Genomic DNA, 13767 nt, shown 5'->3' with positions numbered 1-13767 from the left:
GGAGAGTTGTTTATGAATATATTAGTAACAGGTGGGGCTGGATTTATTGGAAGTAATTTCGTTCATTACATGCTACAAAGTTATGAAACATATAAAATTATTAATTACGATGCATTAACATATAGTGGGAATTTAAATAACGTAAAATCTCTTCAGGATCACCCGAATTACTCTTTTGTAAAAGGAGAAATTCAAAATGGAGAGCTATTAGAACACGTTATAAAAGAGCGAGACGTACAAGTGATTGTAAATTTTGCAGCTGAATCACATGTGGACCGTAGTATTGAAAATCCGATTCCTTTTTATGATACAAATGTAATTGGAACAGTTACTTTATTAGAACTAGTTAAAAAATATTCGCATATAAAACTTGTGCAAGTGTCAACGGATGAAGTGTATGGCTCTTTAGGAAAAACAGGGAAGTTTACAGAGAAAACACCGTTAGCTCCAAATAGTCCATATTCTTCAAGTAAGGCGAGCGCGGACATGATAGCTCTATCTTACTATAAAACATATCAATTACCGGTTATAGTAACGCGTTGTTCTAACAATTATGGACCGTACCAGTATCCTGAAAAATTAATTCCATTAATGGTTACGAATGCACTAGAAGGAAAAAAACTACCGCTATATGGTGATGGTTTAAATGTAAGAGATTGGTTACATGTAACGGATCATTGCAGTGCGATTGATGTTGTTCTGCATAAGGGACGTGTAGGAGAAGTATATAATATAGGTGGAAATAATGAAAAAACAAATGTAGAAGTTGTGGAACAAATTATTACTCTTTTAGGAAAAACAAAAAAAGACATTGAATATGTTACAGATCGTTTAGGGCACGATCGTCGTTATGCGATTGATGCAGAGAAAATGAAGAATGAATTTGATTGGGAACCGAAATACACGTTTGAACAAGGATTACAAGAGACGGTGAAATGGTATGAAAAGAATAAGGAATGGTGGAAACCACTAAAAGACCAGTAAGGGGCATGTTAAATGAAAGAGAGGGTTATCATAACAGGAGCAAACGGTCAATTAGGAAAGCAACTATTTGAAGAGTTAGACTCTGAAGAATATGATATATATCCATTTGATAAAAAGTTATTAGATGTGACAAATATATCTCGAATACAACAAGTGGTACAAGAAATAAAACCACATATAATTATTCATTGTGCTGCCTATACGAAAGTAGATCATGCGGAGAAAGAACAGGATTTTGCGTATAGAATAAATGCAATCGGAGCTCGAAATGTAGCGGTTGCTTCACAATTAGTAGGGGCAAAGCTAGTTTATATTAGTACTGATTATGTATTTCAAGGTGCCAGACCAGATGGATACGACGAATTTCATAGTCCAGCGCCGATAAATATATATGGGGCCTCTAAGTATGCGGGGGAGCAGTTCGTCAAAGAGTTACATAATAAATATTTTATCGTTCGCACATCGTGGCTATATGGTAAATATGGAAATAATTTCGTGAAAACGATGATGCGATTAGGAAAAGAAAGAGATGAAATATCCGTTGTAGCGGATCAAGTTGGCTCTCCTACGTATGTGGCGGATTTAAATATGGTTATTAATAAGCTCATTCATACTTCTTTATACGGTACATACCACGTATCAAACAGTGGTTCATGCTCTTGGTTTGAATTTGCACAAAAGATATTTTCGTACGCCAATATGAAAGTGAATGTATTACCTGTTTCAACGGAAGAATTCGGGGCTGCAGCTGCGAGACCCAAATATTCTGTTTTTCAACATAACATGCTACGATTAAATGGTTTTTCACAAATGCCGTCTTGGGAAGAAGGATTAGAGCGGTTTTTTATAGAAACCAAAAGTCATTAACAAATTTCTGTTAATGACTTTTTTGTTTGCCTTTAAGCGGTTTTATGGTACTATAATTATAGTATCAGGTACTAATAACAAGTATAAGTATTTCTGGGAGGATATATCATGGAACTATTACAAGGGAAAACATTTGTTGTTATGGGCGTTGCGAACCAAAGAAGTATTGCATGGGGAATTGCTCGCTCTTTGCATAATGCAGGTGCAAAATTAATATTCACATATGCAGGAGAACGTTTAGAAAGAAACGTTCGTGAATTAGCGGACACATTAGAAGGACAAGAATCACTTGTATTACCTTGTGATGTAACGAATGATGAGGAACTTACAGCTTGCTTTGAAACAATTAAACAAGAAGTAGGTACTATTCACGGTGTAGCACATTGTATTGCTTTTGCAAATCGCGATGACTTAAAAGGTGAGTTTGTAGATACTTCTCGCGATGGATTTTTACTTGCACAAAATATTAGCGCATTCTCTTTAACAGCTGTAGCAAGAGAAGCAAAAAAAGTAATGACAGAAGGCGGAAATATTTTAACGTTAACATACCTTGGCGGCGAGCGTGTTGTGAAAAATTATAACGTTATGGGTGTTGCGAAAGCTTCATTAGAAGCGAGCGTGAAATATTTAGCGAACGATTTAGGTCAACACGGTATTCGTGTTAACGCTATTTCTGCAGGACCAATTCGTACGTTATCTGCAAAAGGTGTAGGCGATTTTAACTCAATCTTAAGAGAAATTGAGGAGCGCGCACCACTTCGTCGTACAACAACGCAAGAAGAAGTTGGCGATACAGCAGTATTCCTATTCAGTGATTTAGCACGCGGTGTAACAGGAGAAAACATTCACGTTGATTCAGGGTATCATATCCTAGGATAAATATAATATTAATTTTTAAAGGACAATCTCTAAATGCTGAGATTGTCCTTTTTATTTGTTCTGAGAAAGAACGATTTTTAACGAAAGTTCTTACTACGTAATGAATATAACTATAATAGTACACGATTTATTCAGCTACGTATGGAAGTGGGAGGGACGAGTGTGAAGAATAAAAATAAAAGTTCAACAGTTGGAAAACCGTTGTTATATATTGCGCAAGTAAATTTGGAACTTGCTGCACCGAAAATAAAAAGGATTATCTTAACAAACTTTGAAAATGAGGATCGAAAAGAGAGCAGTAATAGAAACGAAAATGCTGTAAGCAGTGTTGTGGAAGAGGTAATAGAACAAGAACAACAAGAAGAGCAGCAAGTGGAAGAAAAAATAGAAGAAGAAAAAGAAGAACACATAGAACAAGAAGAGCAAGAACCAGAATCAGTAAGAACTGTCCCGTATAATAAATCATTTAAGGATATGAATAATGATGAAAAAATTCATTTTTTACTAAACCGCCCTCATTACATTCCGAAAGTAAGATGCAGAATAAAAACAGCTACAGTCTCATATGTTGGATCGATCATATCGTATCGTAATGGCATTGTATCTATTATGCCGCAAAATAGTATGAGAGATATTAGGTTGTCTATAGATGATATCCAATCGATTAGTATGGCCGGTTTTTAAATATGTAAAGGTGGTAGAAAGCTTCTACCACCCCAATAGTTTTTTAGTTTACTTTACGATAGAAACGTCGCGTAAGCATTGAATTGCACAGAAACAGCTTAAATCAACAGTAATGCAAGTAGTTGTAGATATTAATCTTGCATTTGGTACAGCTAAAAACGTACAAATTGGATCGTCACCAGGTGGTACCGGAGAACTGTCACCTAATACTACAGTTAATACACGTAATACAGCACAGCTATCGTCATCTACACTTTCCACACGGAAAATTGGAGAACGGCAGCTAGTAAGGCTTGCTGATGGTGCGAATGCTTCAAAAGGTTCTCCAGTTTTTGTGTATAAAATAAAAGGGCGTGTATTTGCTACTGATGCAGTATTATGTGCACCTAAAAATGGGATTTCACAACCAGATCCACATGTTGTTGTAGAACAATCTTGTAATTCATTGATGAATTTAACAACGTCAACTACACAATGAGAAGAGCCATGGTGTTTATTTTCGTTACAACTCATTAATGTCACTCCTTATCTTCTTGTTTGTATTTACATTAATAAGATATTGGAGTCGAGGAGATTTGGTCACAATCTCAAGACCTTTTTTTTTAAATAGGCGAAAGAGGATAAGGGAAGGTGGAATTATGCTGTTTACAAGCTGGCTTTTATTTTTTATTTTTGCGTTAGCTGCCTTTAGGCTCACTCGTTTAATTGTTTATGATAAAATTACAGCCTTTTTGCGAAGACCATTTATTGATGAATTAGAGATTACGGAGCCGGATGGAAGTGTATCAACGTTTACAAAAGTGAAAGGTAATGGATTAAGAAAGTGGATTGGCGAATTATTAAGCTGTTATTGGTGTACAGGTGTATGGGTTAGTGCTTTTTTATTAGTCTTATATAATTGGATCCCTATCGTTGCGGAACCGTTACTTGCATTATTAGCTATTGCAGGAGCAGCAGCCATCATTGAAACAATTACAGGATATTTTATGGGAGAATAATATATTTTCATAATACGAGAAAAAGCGGAGTTTAAAAGAATGAGGGAACGGAAATAAAGAGTTGTTCATATAGTAAATAGACAGAATTGACAGTAGAGGAGATGTTTGCTGTGAGCAATAATCCAAGGCAGAATTCATATGACCTGCAGCAGTGGTATCATATACAGCAACAACACCAAGCACAACAACAGGCATATCAAGAACAATTACAACAACAAGGATTTGTGAAGAAAAAGGGATGCAATTGCGGGAAAAAGAAGAACACAATAAAACAATATGAAGAATGAAACACTCATGCTACTGTGAGTGTTTTTTATTATGTATAAAAAGCGGTATTTCTGTATTAGAAATACCGCTTTTTACTAGCTAATTTGTGCAACTGTTAATGCTGCCGCACGGATGTCTACAGTTCCAATTAACTCAACTGGCACAATTTGAATTAAGTCACCAGGATTTAAGTTAATAAGAATAACACCACTGGATACATCTACTTCGCCAGTACCAATAACGTTAGAACGAACTGCTGTACCTGATCCAGGAATAATGTTAGCTGGTGTATTTAATGATAAGAAGAAACGACCAGCTTCTGGTGCAGTAGGTACGTTATCAAGACTAATTGTTAATGTATAACTAATTTGATAAATACCAGCTCGCAGAATTCGAATGCCATCTCCGACACTTACTGTATCGTTGATTACAGGAACAGTAATATTTGGGTTTGGACTTACACTAGGTAATAGTAGTGGTGTAAATAGTGAAGCGAACTGAGGTGCAGAAGCATTGAAAGCAAAACCAAAGGCAGGTAGTGTACTAGCTGGTTTTGCCTCGCAATCGATTTTAGTAAATTCGCAATCAGAAGAGAACATGTTTTTCACTCCTTTATCTGTTTCTACTTTCAGTTAATGAAAAGGACAGGTTCTATGTTCTAGACAAGTTCCCAATTTTAAGAAATTTACATAAGAATACTCTTTAAGCATGGATTGGGTGGCAGAATTATCTGCCACCCAATCCATGCTTAACTCATTATTTAGTTTTAAATAGAAACATCACGTAAGCATTGAATAGCGCAGAAGCAACTTAAATCAACAGTAATGCAAGTGGAGGTTGATATTAGTCTTGCATTTGGTACAGCTAAAAACGTACAGATTGGGTCGTCACCAGGTGGTACAGCGGTACCATCACCTAAAACTACAGTTAATACACGCAATACAGCACAGTCATCATCATCTATACTTTCTACGCGGAAAATGGGAGAACGGCAACTAGTAAGGCTTGAAGATGGTGCAAATGCTTCAAAAGGTTCTCCAGTTTTTGTGTATAAAATAAAAGGACGTGTATTCGCTACTGATGCATTGTTATGTGCACCTAAAAATGGAACTTCGCAACCAGATCCACATGTTGTCGTTGCACATTCTTGTAGTTCATGTATAAAACGAACGACATTCGATACACAGTTGAAATCACACTCATGTTGATGATCTTCATTACAATTGCAGCTCATTATGTTCACTCCTTCTCGTGAGTTCTGACATACACTATTACAATATGAGTGGGATATGGCTGATATTACGTTAATTCTTACGATAAAAACAAGGAATTTATATAGGAGGGATGTACATAGCGTGATATAAAAAAAAGACATCCTTATTTAGTGGATGTCTTTTCAGGTAAATCTTTTCGCACAGTATATAAAAAACGAGATATATCTAATTTCTTTCCTCTGAAAAATTGCGGAGAAGAAATGTAAAGTTCTTCTTTCGCACGTGTAATGGCGACATACAGTAACCGGCGTTCTTCTTCTAACGCTTCAGAAGTTTCCGTAACACGATCATTTGCATCTTTTAAAGAAGAAGTATGGGGCAGGATTCCATCACTCGCTCCAAGTAAAAAGACACATGGAAATTCAAGGCCTTTTGCGTTATGAATTGACATAAGTGAAACGGCATCTTTTTGCGGCATTGTTTTTAATGCTTCCATTTCTTTTTGACCTTGAATCGCCTCGTCGATAAATTGTAAATAAGCTGGAATATCGGTGAAACGAGTGGCAGACTCCATTAATTCTTCCAACATTTCTTCTTGTATGTCTTTATGCATTGTAAAGGAAGAACGATCGTTACTTTGCAAGTACTCTAAATATTTTCCTTTACCATGAATGATTTCTTTTAATGCTTTTTTCGGTTCTAATTCTTTTATAAATTTAATAAAATCGATGCGCTCATTTACCTTTTTCACTTGAAAAGGTTTTAAGCTTGGATTTAATAGTAAGAAATGAAGAAGAGAAGGGAAGCGCCCCTCACCATATTTCCATTGTTCACGTTCAATAAATGAAATACAATCATCACGTCCGATATACATCGTCGGCAATATGTTTGAAAGTGATTCTAGTCGAAACGGCTCAATCACAAGTCGTAGATGATCTAATACAGGCTTAATTAAAGAATGTTCATAAAATGATTGGCTCGCTCCGTGTTTAATAAACGGGATTTTATGGATGGTAAGCTGATCAAGTAACGAACGACTTACAGAATGTGTGCGATACAGTAAACAAAAATCTTTAAAGTTACGTTCACCACTCTCTACTTTTTCTTGAATAAGCTGCAAAATTTGATTTGCTTCATCAAGAGTCGTAGCAGGTCTTGCATAAAAAGGTTGTACACCTTCCTCACGAACAGAGTATAGCTCTTTATCAAAACGTTCTTGATTTAATTTTATAACTTCATTTCCAAGCCCGACGATAAAGGGATTGGATCGATAATTCGTATTTAGTGCAATGATTGTTGTGTTATCAAATTCTTTTGGAAAAGATAAAATAATTTGGTGACTTGCTCCTCGCCAGCCGTATATCGCCTGGTCGTCATCACCTGCGATAAATAAATTATTTCTTGGCGTGGCTAACAATTTTACAATTTCATATTGTGCATAGGATGTATCTTGAAACTCATCTACTTCAATGTAGTGAAAACGTTGTTGTAATTGAGTTAGTAAAGGAGCATTATTTTCTAACATATAATATGTTTCCAATAAGATGTCATCGAAATCAATATAATTGTATCTTTGTTTTACCTCTTCAAAACGTTCGTATACTTCTTTAAATTCTTGTTCGACTGGTGTTTTCGCTTTTACATCTTTCGGACGATTTAATTTGTTTTTCTCAAGTGAAATCATCGCGAGCATCGTTTCCGCATCGTAATCGTCTTTTAAACGCAATTCTTTTAAAATTTTTTTTATCATAATTTGTTTATGTTTTTCATTTGCTAAAATTTGCTGATTATACCCTTGGCTACGAAGCAATTTTAAGAAAACAGAGTGGAATGTACCAGCAACAACGTAACTACTTGCTGCATGATTCATACCCGGTAACTTCGCAACACGACTTCGGATTTCTTCAGCTGCTTTTTGTGTAAATGTAAGTAATAAAATATTTCGTGGATGAACTTGTTTTACATTTACTAAATAACCTACGCGAGTTGTTAAAACAGATGTTTTTCCGCTTCCGGCACCAGCTAGTGTAAGAACAGGACCTTCTGTTGTACGCACGGCTTCTAATTGTTTTTCGTTTAAAAAAACATTTTGTTGTTCGAGAGCGCGGAAATAAGCCGCATCTACATCTTCTTCCATAATTAAATGGGTAGATGTTTTCGGAATATGATATGTCGCACGCGGAATATCAGCGTGTGTTAACGATTTTTGTGAAAATTTTTCTTGTGTCATATGTTCACCTTCAAAACTATAGCATCAACATTTAACTTTAGCGGAAGAAAAAGAAAATAGCAATGTAAAAAAACAGGAGGGGTCACCTCCTGTTTTCAAATTACAATTCTTTTATCATTACAACGTGCGGGATATTTGCTTCCATAAATACATCAGAACTTGTTACATATCCAAGTTTTTTATAGAAATCTTCAGCATGTGTTTGAGCGTGAAGTTTCAATTTTGGTAGCGAATTTTCTTTTGCATACGCTTCAAGAGAATCCATAACAATTTTTCCAATCCCTTTTTTGCGATGGGAATTTAGCACGCAAATGCGTTCCATTTTTCCTATACCATCAAGGATGCGGAAACGTCCAGCACCAACTGGAACATCATTGTCATATATAACAACGTGTGTTGAAGTTTCTTCAAACTCATCGTACTCTTCTTCAGCAGAGACACGTTGTTCATTTACAAACACTTGTTTACGTACAGAGAATGCATCTCTTAGTTGTTCGTCTGTTTGTACAATCTGTGCGTGCAAATTAGTTGTTCCCCTTTCCAAGACGGAATGTTTCGTGTACAGTCCATGTTCCATTTTCTAATTGATATAGAAGATGGAAACGATCAATTGGTTGTTCGTAATAGAAATCTTTCATACGTAATCGGCCCAACACATCAGCATGCTCTGCATCTGATAAGCCTTGTCCGATTGTTAAATGAGGTACGAAAGCATATTCGCGTTCTTGCGTGAATAACCCGCTATGCATTTCTTCATTTAAGAAAGTAAGTTCAGGTGTTTTTTCTACTTTAAAGTAAAGGACGTTATTAACAGGTGCGAATGAACCAACTTTCCCAACATGAAGGGTGAAAGGGTTTGTTTTACTTGCGATTGTATGTAACTCGTTTACAATCGACTCTAATTGTTCATCTTGCGCCTCAAAGGGTGTTTTCAATGTAATATGTGGCGGAACTAATGCGTAGTGCGGGTCATAACGTTTACGCAATCCGTTCGCTTTATCTTGAATCATTTTAGATGGAAAAATTACAATGCCTAATTTCATGTTCCAATTCCTCCCTTTGTAAGTCTAGTTAGATTTTGAGATAAATAAATCTCTTTATCTATTATATCAAATTATTCTGAATACTGCTCTCTATTATTTCATTGATAGAATATGAGAGAAGGCTTTCGGTAAATCAGTCTGCCAATATTTCCAAGTATGATTGCCTTCAAATTCCTCATAATGCGTGATGAACTTTCTATCTGTAAGAAGCGTATTTAACTCACGGTTCGGCCCTACGAAATCAGATACTTGTCCATCAGTACGCTTTACAGCCGTTTCTTCTGTACCGATGACGTGATACAGTTCTAACGCCTGTGGATCTTTGAATTCTTTTGCTAAGTTCATCACTGTCTCATCCACAAATGGTGATTGCATAACGACTTTACCGAATGTATGCGGATACATAAGTGCAGTCATAAAGGAAACTGTTCCGCCAAGAGAATCACCAATTAAAACACGACCTTTTCCCATTTGGTACGTTGGATAATTTTCATCAATATATGGTGCAAGTTCATGAGCAAGGAAACGAATATATGCAGCATTTTTTACTTCATTTGGGAAATATTTTTCTTTACGATCATGTACATTTTTATATGGAATACCGACAATAATTGTACGGTCAATTTCTTCGGTTTCACGAAGGCGCTCAATTACACGGTGCGCTTTACCGAGCTGAAAATAATCTCTACCATCTTGTGCAATTACAACTGTATGTTTGTGCAGTGGCGTGTAATTTACTGGTAAATAAACGAGAAGTGTAACGTCTTCTTGGAGTGATGCGCTATAAAATGAAATTTCTTCAATTCTCCCTATTGTTTGACTCATGTAGATCCCCCTAAATAAAAATTTACTGTAACGATTGTAAGAGCGACGCTTGTAGTGAAAAGGAAAGAAATATTCACTAATCGGTGCCTTAATTTCTATTTTACCATAATGGTACGAAGAATCTAAAAAATTAGTATTTAAGTTGCGAAAGAAAACGGATATAATGAAGTGGGATTTTTGACAGGTGAGAGGGGAGACAGGATTTGAAACAAGAAAAATCAATCGCACTACCATTAGCAATTTCTATAATTGCCATTTCGTTTGCAGCAGTTTTTGTAAAGATGTCCTCAGCACCATCTTCAATATTAAGTATGTACCGCTTATGGATTATCGTACTTATTATGCTGCCTATCGTATGGAAAAAAAGAGAGGAATTTAATAGGATTCAAATGAAAGATTGGGGCTTTTTAATTGGATCTGGTTTCTTTTTAGCACTTCATTTTCTTTTATGGTTTGAATCTTTAAAGCATACAACAGTTGCTAGTTCAACAATTATTTTGGCACTTCAACCAATCGTATCTTTAGTTGGAGGTTTTTTTCTATTTAAAGAAAGAACAACATATTCAGCCATTGCAACGATGGGAATCGCTATTTTAGGAGTAATGTGCATTGGTTGGGGAGATTTAGGTTTAAGTAAGCAAGCAATTTATGGTGACATATTATCCTTTCTAAGTGTAATAGCGGTTGTCGGTTATTTATTTATCGGGCAAACGACAGTGAAGAAAGTATCGCACTGGATTTATAGCTTTACAGTCTTTGCGTTCGCAGGTCTTTTTATGGGGATTTATAATGTTATATTACAAGTACCCTTTACAGGTTATACGAAGTGGGATTGGACTGTTTTTCTTTTACTTGCGGTTGTGCCGACAGTGTCACATGTAATTAATAACTGGCTATTAAATTATGTAAATGCAACGACAATTTCAATGAGTATTTTAGGAGAACCTGTTGGAGCATCTATACTTGCGTTCTTCTTACTTGGAGAAAAATTAAATGCAATGCAAATGATCGGTAGCATGCTCGTATTGTTTGGTGTATCTGTTTTCTTAATGCAGCAACAAAAGCGAACAGCAAAAAATGTCGTAAACGAGCCGGTGTATACACAGGAATTATAGTGTTAGGGGAGAAAAGAGAAGTTATGATACTTCTCTTTTTGTTTTATAGAAATGCGGGCGTAGAAGGGGGAGGAAAATGGAAGAGATATTAAAGAAGTATATGAATAGATTTACAACACTAAGTGAAGAAGAGCAGCAAATGATCCTCAGTGAATTACAAATTGAAGAATATAAAAAAGGAACAGTGCTCCTAAGACAAGGAAATGTTCCGTTAAAATGTTATTTTGTATTAAAAGGATGCGTTAGGCAACATAGTATAGATGAAGCAGGGAAAGAAGTTACATCAAATTTTTATACAGAAGAACAGGCAATTTCGAATTTCAACCATCATAAACAAGATAAATCTTCATCTTTTTTTATTAACCTTGTAAAAAGTAAAAACTAAAATATTGAAATCAAGTAAAAGAGTGGCTACGAAGCCACTCTTTTACTTTGGATTTGTCATATAAGGTTGTACATGAATGACACATAGGTCACGAAATTTGCCTTCAGCAGTTGTGACAATTACGACTGCTTTACCTGCACTTTTTCCAGTAATCGTTACGGTGTCACCTTTTGGATATATGGTGATGATATCAGAATTCATATTTGACCAAATAAGCTCTTTATTCGTTGCTTGTATTGGTAAAATGGAAGCTGATAACACAATGTTTTGTCCCGTTTTTATTTTTAATTTATGTTTTTCCATATGAACACCGATGACTGAAATAACAGAAGGAGCAATTGAAATTTTAGGCGGGTTAGGTTGCATGTTTAAACAAGACGCAGAAGTATTTGTGATAGGTGAAAATTTTCGTGTTTGTTGTTGCTGGAAAGCTGCTAACATGTTGGAGTCCCCTTTCTGTATAAGTGCTGATACTTATACTATAAAGGAGTAGTGTTATGTTAAATTTAACGAAACATAAAGAATTTGTTAAATTTGATAAGAAGATTGTCGAACTGTAAAAAATCTCTGCTGTTATCGTAACAGCAGAGATTTTTTTATAAATTATGACGATGTTGTTTTTCGAAATCCTCAAATTGCTCTTTAACTTCTTTTGAAGGTTGTGTTAGTAAACTAACAATTACGATTACTAGTAAACTAATAGTAAAACCAGGAATCATTTCATATAAGAATTCTTTTAAGAATTTGAATTGAGTCCAAATAATGACTGTAGCGGCACCAGAAATCATACCAGCAAGTGCGCCCCACTTCGTCATGCGTTTCCAATATAAGCTTAATAAAATAGCAGGTCCGAATGAAGAACCAAATCCAGCCCAAGCGTACCCAACAAGAGCTAAAATCGTATCATTTTGTTTAAACGCTAATGCGCACCCAACTAAGGCAATAACAAGTACAGCCATACGACCGACAAATACAAGTTCTTTATCAGAAGCAGAACGTTTAAAGAATGTACGATATAAATCTTCTGTTATAGCGCTAGAAGTAACGAGTAATTGAGATGAAATTGTACTCATAATCGCTGCTAAAATAGCTGCTAATAAAAATCCAGTAATAAGTGGATGGAATAAAATTTTTCCGAGTTCAAGGAAAATTGTTTCTGGGTTAGATAATGTTAACTCTTGTTGTGAGTAGTAAGCAATACCGATAAGGCCAGTAAACATAGCTCCGACAACAGAGAAAATCATCCAGCTCATACCAATTCTTCGTGCGCTTTTAATTTCTTTTACAGAGGAAATCGCCATAAAGCGTACGATAATATGAGGTTGTCCAACATAACCAAGGCCCCATGCAAATAAAGAAATAATCCCTAAAGTAGAGGCACCTTTAAAAATATCTAAACGTGTTGGATCTACAGAACGAATTGTATCAAATGCAGGTCCCAGTCCGTTCGAATTCATAATTGTTACGATAGGAACAAGAATAAGAGCAACTACCATAATGATTCCTTGCACGAAGTCTGTCCAACTCACTGCTAAGAAACCACCAAATAATGTGTAAGCGACAACAACACCAGCTACAATGAATAATCCAACGTGGTAGTTCATACCAAATGAATTTTCAAATAATACAGCGCCTGAAACTAATCCTGAAGCTACATAGAAAGTAAAGAAAATCATAATAACAAGTCCAGATACTAAACGTAGCATATGAGATTTGTCGTGGAAACGGTGTTCCAAAAATTCTGGAATAGTAATAGAGTTATTTGCAATTTCTGAGTAGGTACGTAAGCGAGGAGCAACATAAAGCCAGTTTGCGTATGCGCCTAGTGTTAGGCCGATCGCAATCCAACTACTACTTAATCCAACGCTAAACATTGCACCTGGTAATCCCATTAAAAGCCAACCACTCATATCGGATGCTCCAGCACTTAATGCCGTTACTGCGGGGCCTAGTGTACGCCCGCCAAGCATATAATCTGTTAAGTTGGACGTTCGTTTATAGGCGAAATAGCCGATTACTAACATCCCGAGCATGTAAATAGAGATTGAAGTTAAAGTTAACATCTGCGTACTCATGAAGTTCCCCTTCCTTTTGTCATGTCTTTTGATGCGTTATGCATATTTATCCCGCATAAACGGGCAGTAAAACTCCCACCTTAAAATTGGCTGGGCAAGGAAGTTAGGTGGGAGAGCAACTGCCCGTAAATGCCCGATTGATTTAACTAATAATCAGTGGGATGAACAAACCCCTACTGATTAAAGTTTCACTTTATAATC

The 13767-nt window shown here is 35.9% G+C and carries 16 protein-coding genes and 1 pseudogene; 8 read left to right on the top strand and 9 right to left on the bottom strand.

Annotation, left to right across the window (positions count from 1 at the left end; genetic code table 11):
- The first annotated feature begins 12 nt into the window (after positions 1–12).
- The 4 genes from rfbB (at position 13) to GBN78_RS03740 (ending at position 3414) form a co-directional block, all read left to right on the top strand.
- A complete protein-coding gene (gene rfbB / locus GBN78_RS03755) occupies positions 13–984 on the top strand; it encodes a dTDP-glucose 4,6-dehydratase (protein WP_001024171.1) in 972 nt (323 codons plus the stop codon).
- A 12-nt stretch (positions 985–996) separates the two neighbouring features.
- Positions 997–1851: a dTDP-4-dehydrorhamnose reductase gene (gene rfbD / locus GBN78_RS03750; RefSeq protein WP_000664648.1), complete on the top strand. Its 855-nt coding sequence runs from the start codon at positions 997–999 to the stop codon at positions 1849–1851.
- Positions 1852–1959: 108 nt separating this feature from the next.
- Positions 1960–2730 (top strand): enoyl-ACP reductase FabI, encoded by a 771-nt coding sequence (gene fabI / locus GBN78_RS03745; protein ID WP_000421886.1) that lies wholly within the window; start codon positions 1960–1962, stop codon positions 2728–2730.
- A gap of 141 nt (positions 2731–2871) precedes the next feature.
- A complete protein-coding gene (locus GBN78_RS03740; RefSeq protein WP_152126966.1) occupies positions 2872–3414 on the top strand; it encodes a spore coat CotO family protein in 543 nt (180 codons plus the stop codon).
- Between the two features lie 48 nt (positions 3415–3462).
- On the opposite strand, the gene exsY is transcribed toward GBN78_RS03740, so the two are convergent.
- Positions 3463–3927, bottom strand: coding sequence for an exosporium assembly protein ExsY (gene exsY / locus GBN78_RS03735; protein WP_001277740.1), 465 nt, complete (start codon positions 3925–3927; stop codon positions 3463–3465).
- Between the two features lie 125 nt (positions 3928–4052).
- On the opposite strand from exsY, the gene GBN78_RS03730 reads away from it, so the two are divergent.
- Together GBN78_RS03730 and GBN78_RS03725 are read left to right on the top strand one after the other, a co-directional pair.
- The gene (locus GBN78_RS03730; protein WP_000899664.1) at positions 4053–4412 is read left to right on the top strand and encodes a DUF1360 domain-containing protein; all 360 of its coding nucleotides are present in this window, start codon (positions 4053–4055) and stop codon (positions 4410–4412) included.
- A gap of 101 nt (positions 4413–4513) precedes the next feature.
- Positions 4514–4699: a hypothetical protein gene (locus tag GBN78_RS03725; protein WP_029948404.1), complete on the top strand. Its 186-nt coding sequence runs from the start codon at positions 4514–4516 to the stop codon at positions 4697–4699.
- Between the two features lie 75 nt (positions 4700–4774).
- Here the strand turns inward: GBN78_RS03725 and exsF are convergent, their stop codons facing one another.
- From exsF to GBN78_RS03695, 6 genes are all read right to left on the bottom strand, one after another.
- Positions 4775–5278, bottom strand: coding sequence for an exosporium protein ExsF (exsF, locus tag GBN78_RS03720; RefSeq protein WP_000492942.1), 504 nt, complete (start codon positions 5276–5278; stop codon positions 4775–4777).
- 167 nt (positions 5279–5445) lie between these two features.
- A complete protein-coding gene (gene cotY / locus GBN78_RS03715) occupies positions 5446–5913 on the bottom strand; it encodes a spore coat protein CotY (protein ID WP_001277719.1) in 468 nt (155 codons plus the stop codon).
- Positions 5914–6056: 143 nt separating this feature from the next.
- Positions 6057–8123 (bottom strand): ATP-dependent helicase, encoded by a 2067-nt coding sequence (locus GBN78_RS03710; protein ID WP_000191204.1) that lies wholly within the window; start codon positions 8121–8123, stop codon positions 6057–6059.
- A 100-nt stretch (positions 8124–8223) separates the two neighbouring features.
- A complete protein-coding gene (locus GBN78_RS03705) occupies positions 8224–8646 on the bottom strand; it encodes a GNAT family N-acetyltransferase (RefSeq protein WP_000543295.1) in 423 nt (140 codons plus the stop codon).
- A gap of 1 nt (position 8647) precedes the next feature.
- The gene (locus GBN78_RS03700) at positions 8648–9166 is read right to left on the bottom strand and encodes a YjcG family protein (protein WP_000765863.1); all 519 of its coding nucleotides are present in this window, start codon (positions 9164–9166) and stop codon (positions 8648–8650) included.
- A 93-nt stretch (positions 9167–9259) separates the two neighbouring features.
- The gene (locus GBN78_RS03695) at positions 9260–9991 is read right to left on the bottom strand and encodes an alpha/beta hydrolase (protein ID WP_152126964.1); all 732 of its coding nucleotides are present in this window, start codon (positions 9989–9991) and stop codon (positions 9260–9262) included.
- A 203-nt stretch (positions 9992–10194) separates the two neighbouring features.
- Here GBN78_RS03695 and GBN78_RS03690 point away from each other — a divergent pair, with 203 nt between their 5' ends.
- Together GBN78_RS03690 and GBN78_RS03685 are read left to right on the top strand one after the other, a co-directional pair.
- Positions 10195–11106 carry a DMT family transporter gene (locus GBN78_RS03690; protein ID WP_000806941.1) on the top strand — a complete coding sequence of 304 codons (912 nt, stop codon included), beginning with the start codon at positions 10195–10197 and terminating at the stop codon, positions 11104–11106.
- A 76-nt stretch (positions 11107–11182) separates the two neighbouring features.
- A pseudogene (locus GBN78_RS03685) lies at positions 11183–11455 on the top strand (Crp/Fnr family transcriptional regulator); the annotation flags it as partial.
- Between the two features lie 78 nt (positions 11456–11533).
- On the opposite strand, the gene GBN78_RS03680 reads toward GBN78_RS03685, so the two are convergent.
- Both GBN78_RS03680 and putP read right to left on the bottom strand, forming a co-directional pair.
- Positions 11534–11932 carry an Ig-like domain-containing protein gene (locus tag GBN78_RS03680; RefSeq protein ID WP_000878734.1) on the bottom strand — a complete coding sequence of 133 codons (399 nt, stop codon included), beginning with the start codon at positions 11930–11932 and terminating at the stop codon, positions 11534–11536.
- Between the two features lie 155 nt (positions 11933–12087).
- Positions 12088–13566, bottom strand: coding sequence for a sodium/proline symporter PutP (gene putP, locus GBN78_RS03675; RefSeq protein ID WP_000107205.1), 1479 nt, complete (start codon positions 13564–13566; stop codon positions 12088–12090).
- Between the last annotated feature and the right edge of the window lie 201 nt (positions 13567–13767).

Origin of the sequence: Bacillus sp. B2-WWTP-C-10-Post-4 (assembly GCF_009183805.1) — a bacterium.
GTDB lineage: Bacteria > Bacillota > Bacilli > Bacillales > Bacillaceae_G > Bacillus_A > Bacillus_A cereus.
This window is presented reverse-complemented; position numbering and strand designations above follow the sequence as displayed.

Coding starts and splice junctions, on each gene's coding strand:
- GBN78_RS03730 (WP_000899664.1), top strand. CDS start 4,053: ATGCTGTTTACAAGCTGGCTTTTATTTTTTATTTTTGCGTTAGCTGCC.
- exsY (WP_001277740.1), bottom strand. CDS start 3,927: ATGAGTTGTAACGAAAATAAACACCATGGCTCTTCTCATTGTGTAGTT.
- GBN78_RS03695 (WP_152126964.1), bottom strand. CDS start 9,991: ATGAGTCAAACAATAGGGAGAATTGAAGAAATTTCATTTTATAGCGCA.
- fabI (WP_000421886.1), top strand. CDS start 1,960: ATGGAACTATTACAAGGGAAAACATTTGTTGTTATGGGCGTTGCGAAC.
- GBN78_RS03700 (WP_000765863.1), bottom strand. CDS start 9,166: ATGAAATTAGGCATTGTAATTTTTCCATCTAAAATGATTCAAGATAAA.
- GBN78_RS03725 (WP_029948404.1), top strand. CDS start 4,514: ATGTTTGCTGTGAGCAATAATCCAAGGCAGAATTCATATGACCTGCAG.
- putP (WP_000107205.1), bottom strand. CDS start 13,566: ATGAGTACGCAGATGTTAACTTTAACTTCAATCTCTATTTACATGCTC.
- exsF (WP_000492942.1), bottom strand. CDS start 5,278: ATGTTCTCTTCTGATTGCGAATTTACTAAAATCGATTGCGAGGCAAAA.
- rfbD (WP_000664648.1), top strand. CDS start 997: ATGAAAGAGAGGGTTATCATAACAGGAGCAAACGGTCAATTAGGAAAG.
- cotY (WP_001277719.1), bottom strand. CDS start 5,913: ATGAGCTGCAATTGTAATGAAGATCATCAACATGAGTGTGATTTCAAC.
- GBN78_RS03680 (WP_000878734.1), bottom strand. CDS start 11,932: ATGTTAGCAGCTTTCCAGCAACAACAAACACGAAAATTTTCACCTATC.
- rfbB (WP_001024171.1), top strand. CDS start 13: ATGAATATATTAGTAACAGGTGGGGCTGGATTTATTGGAAGTAATTTC.
- GBN78_RS03740 (WP_152126966.1), top strand. CDS start 2,872: ATGGAAGTGGGAGGGACGAGTGTGAAGAATAAAAATAAAAGTTCAACA.
- GBN78_RS03710 (WP_000191204.1), bottom strand. CDS start 8,123: ATGACACAAGAAAAATTTTCACAAAAATCGTTAACACACGCTGATATT.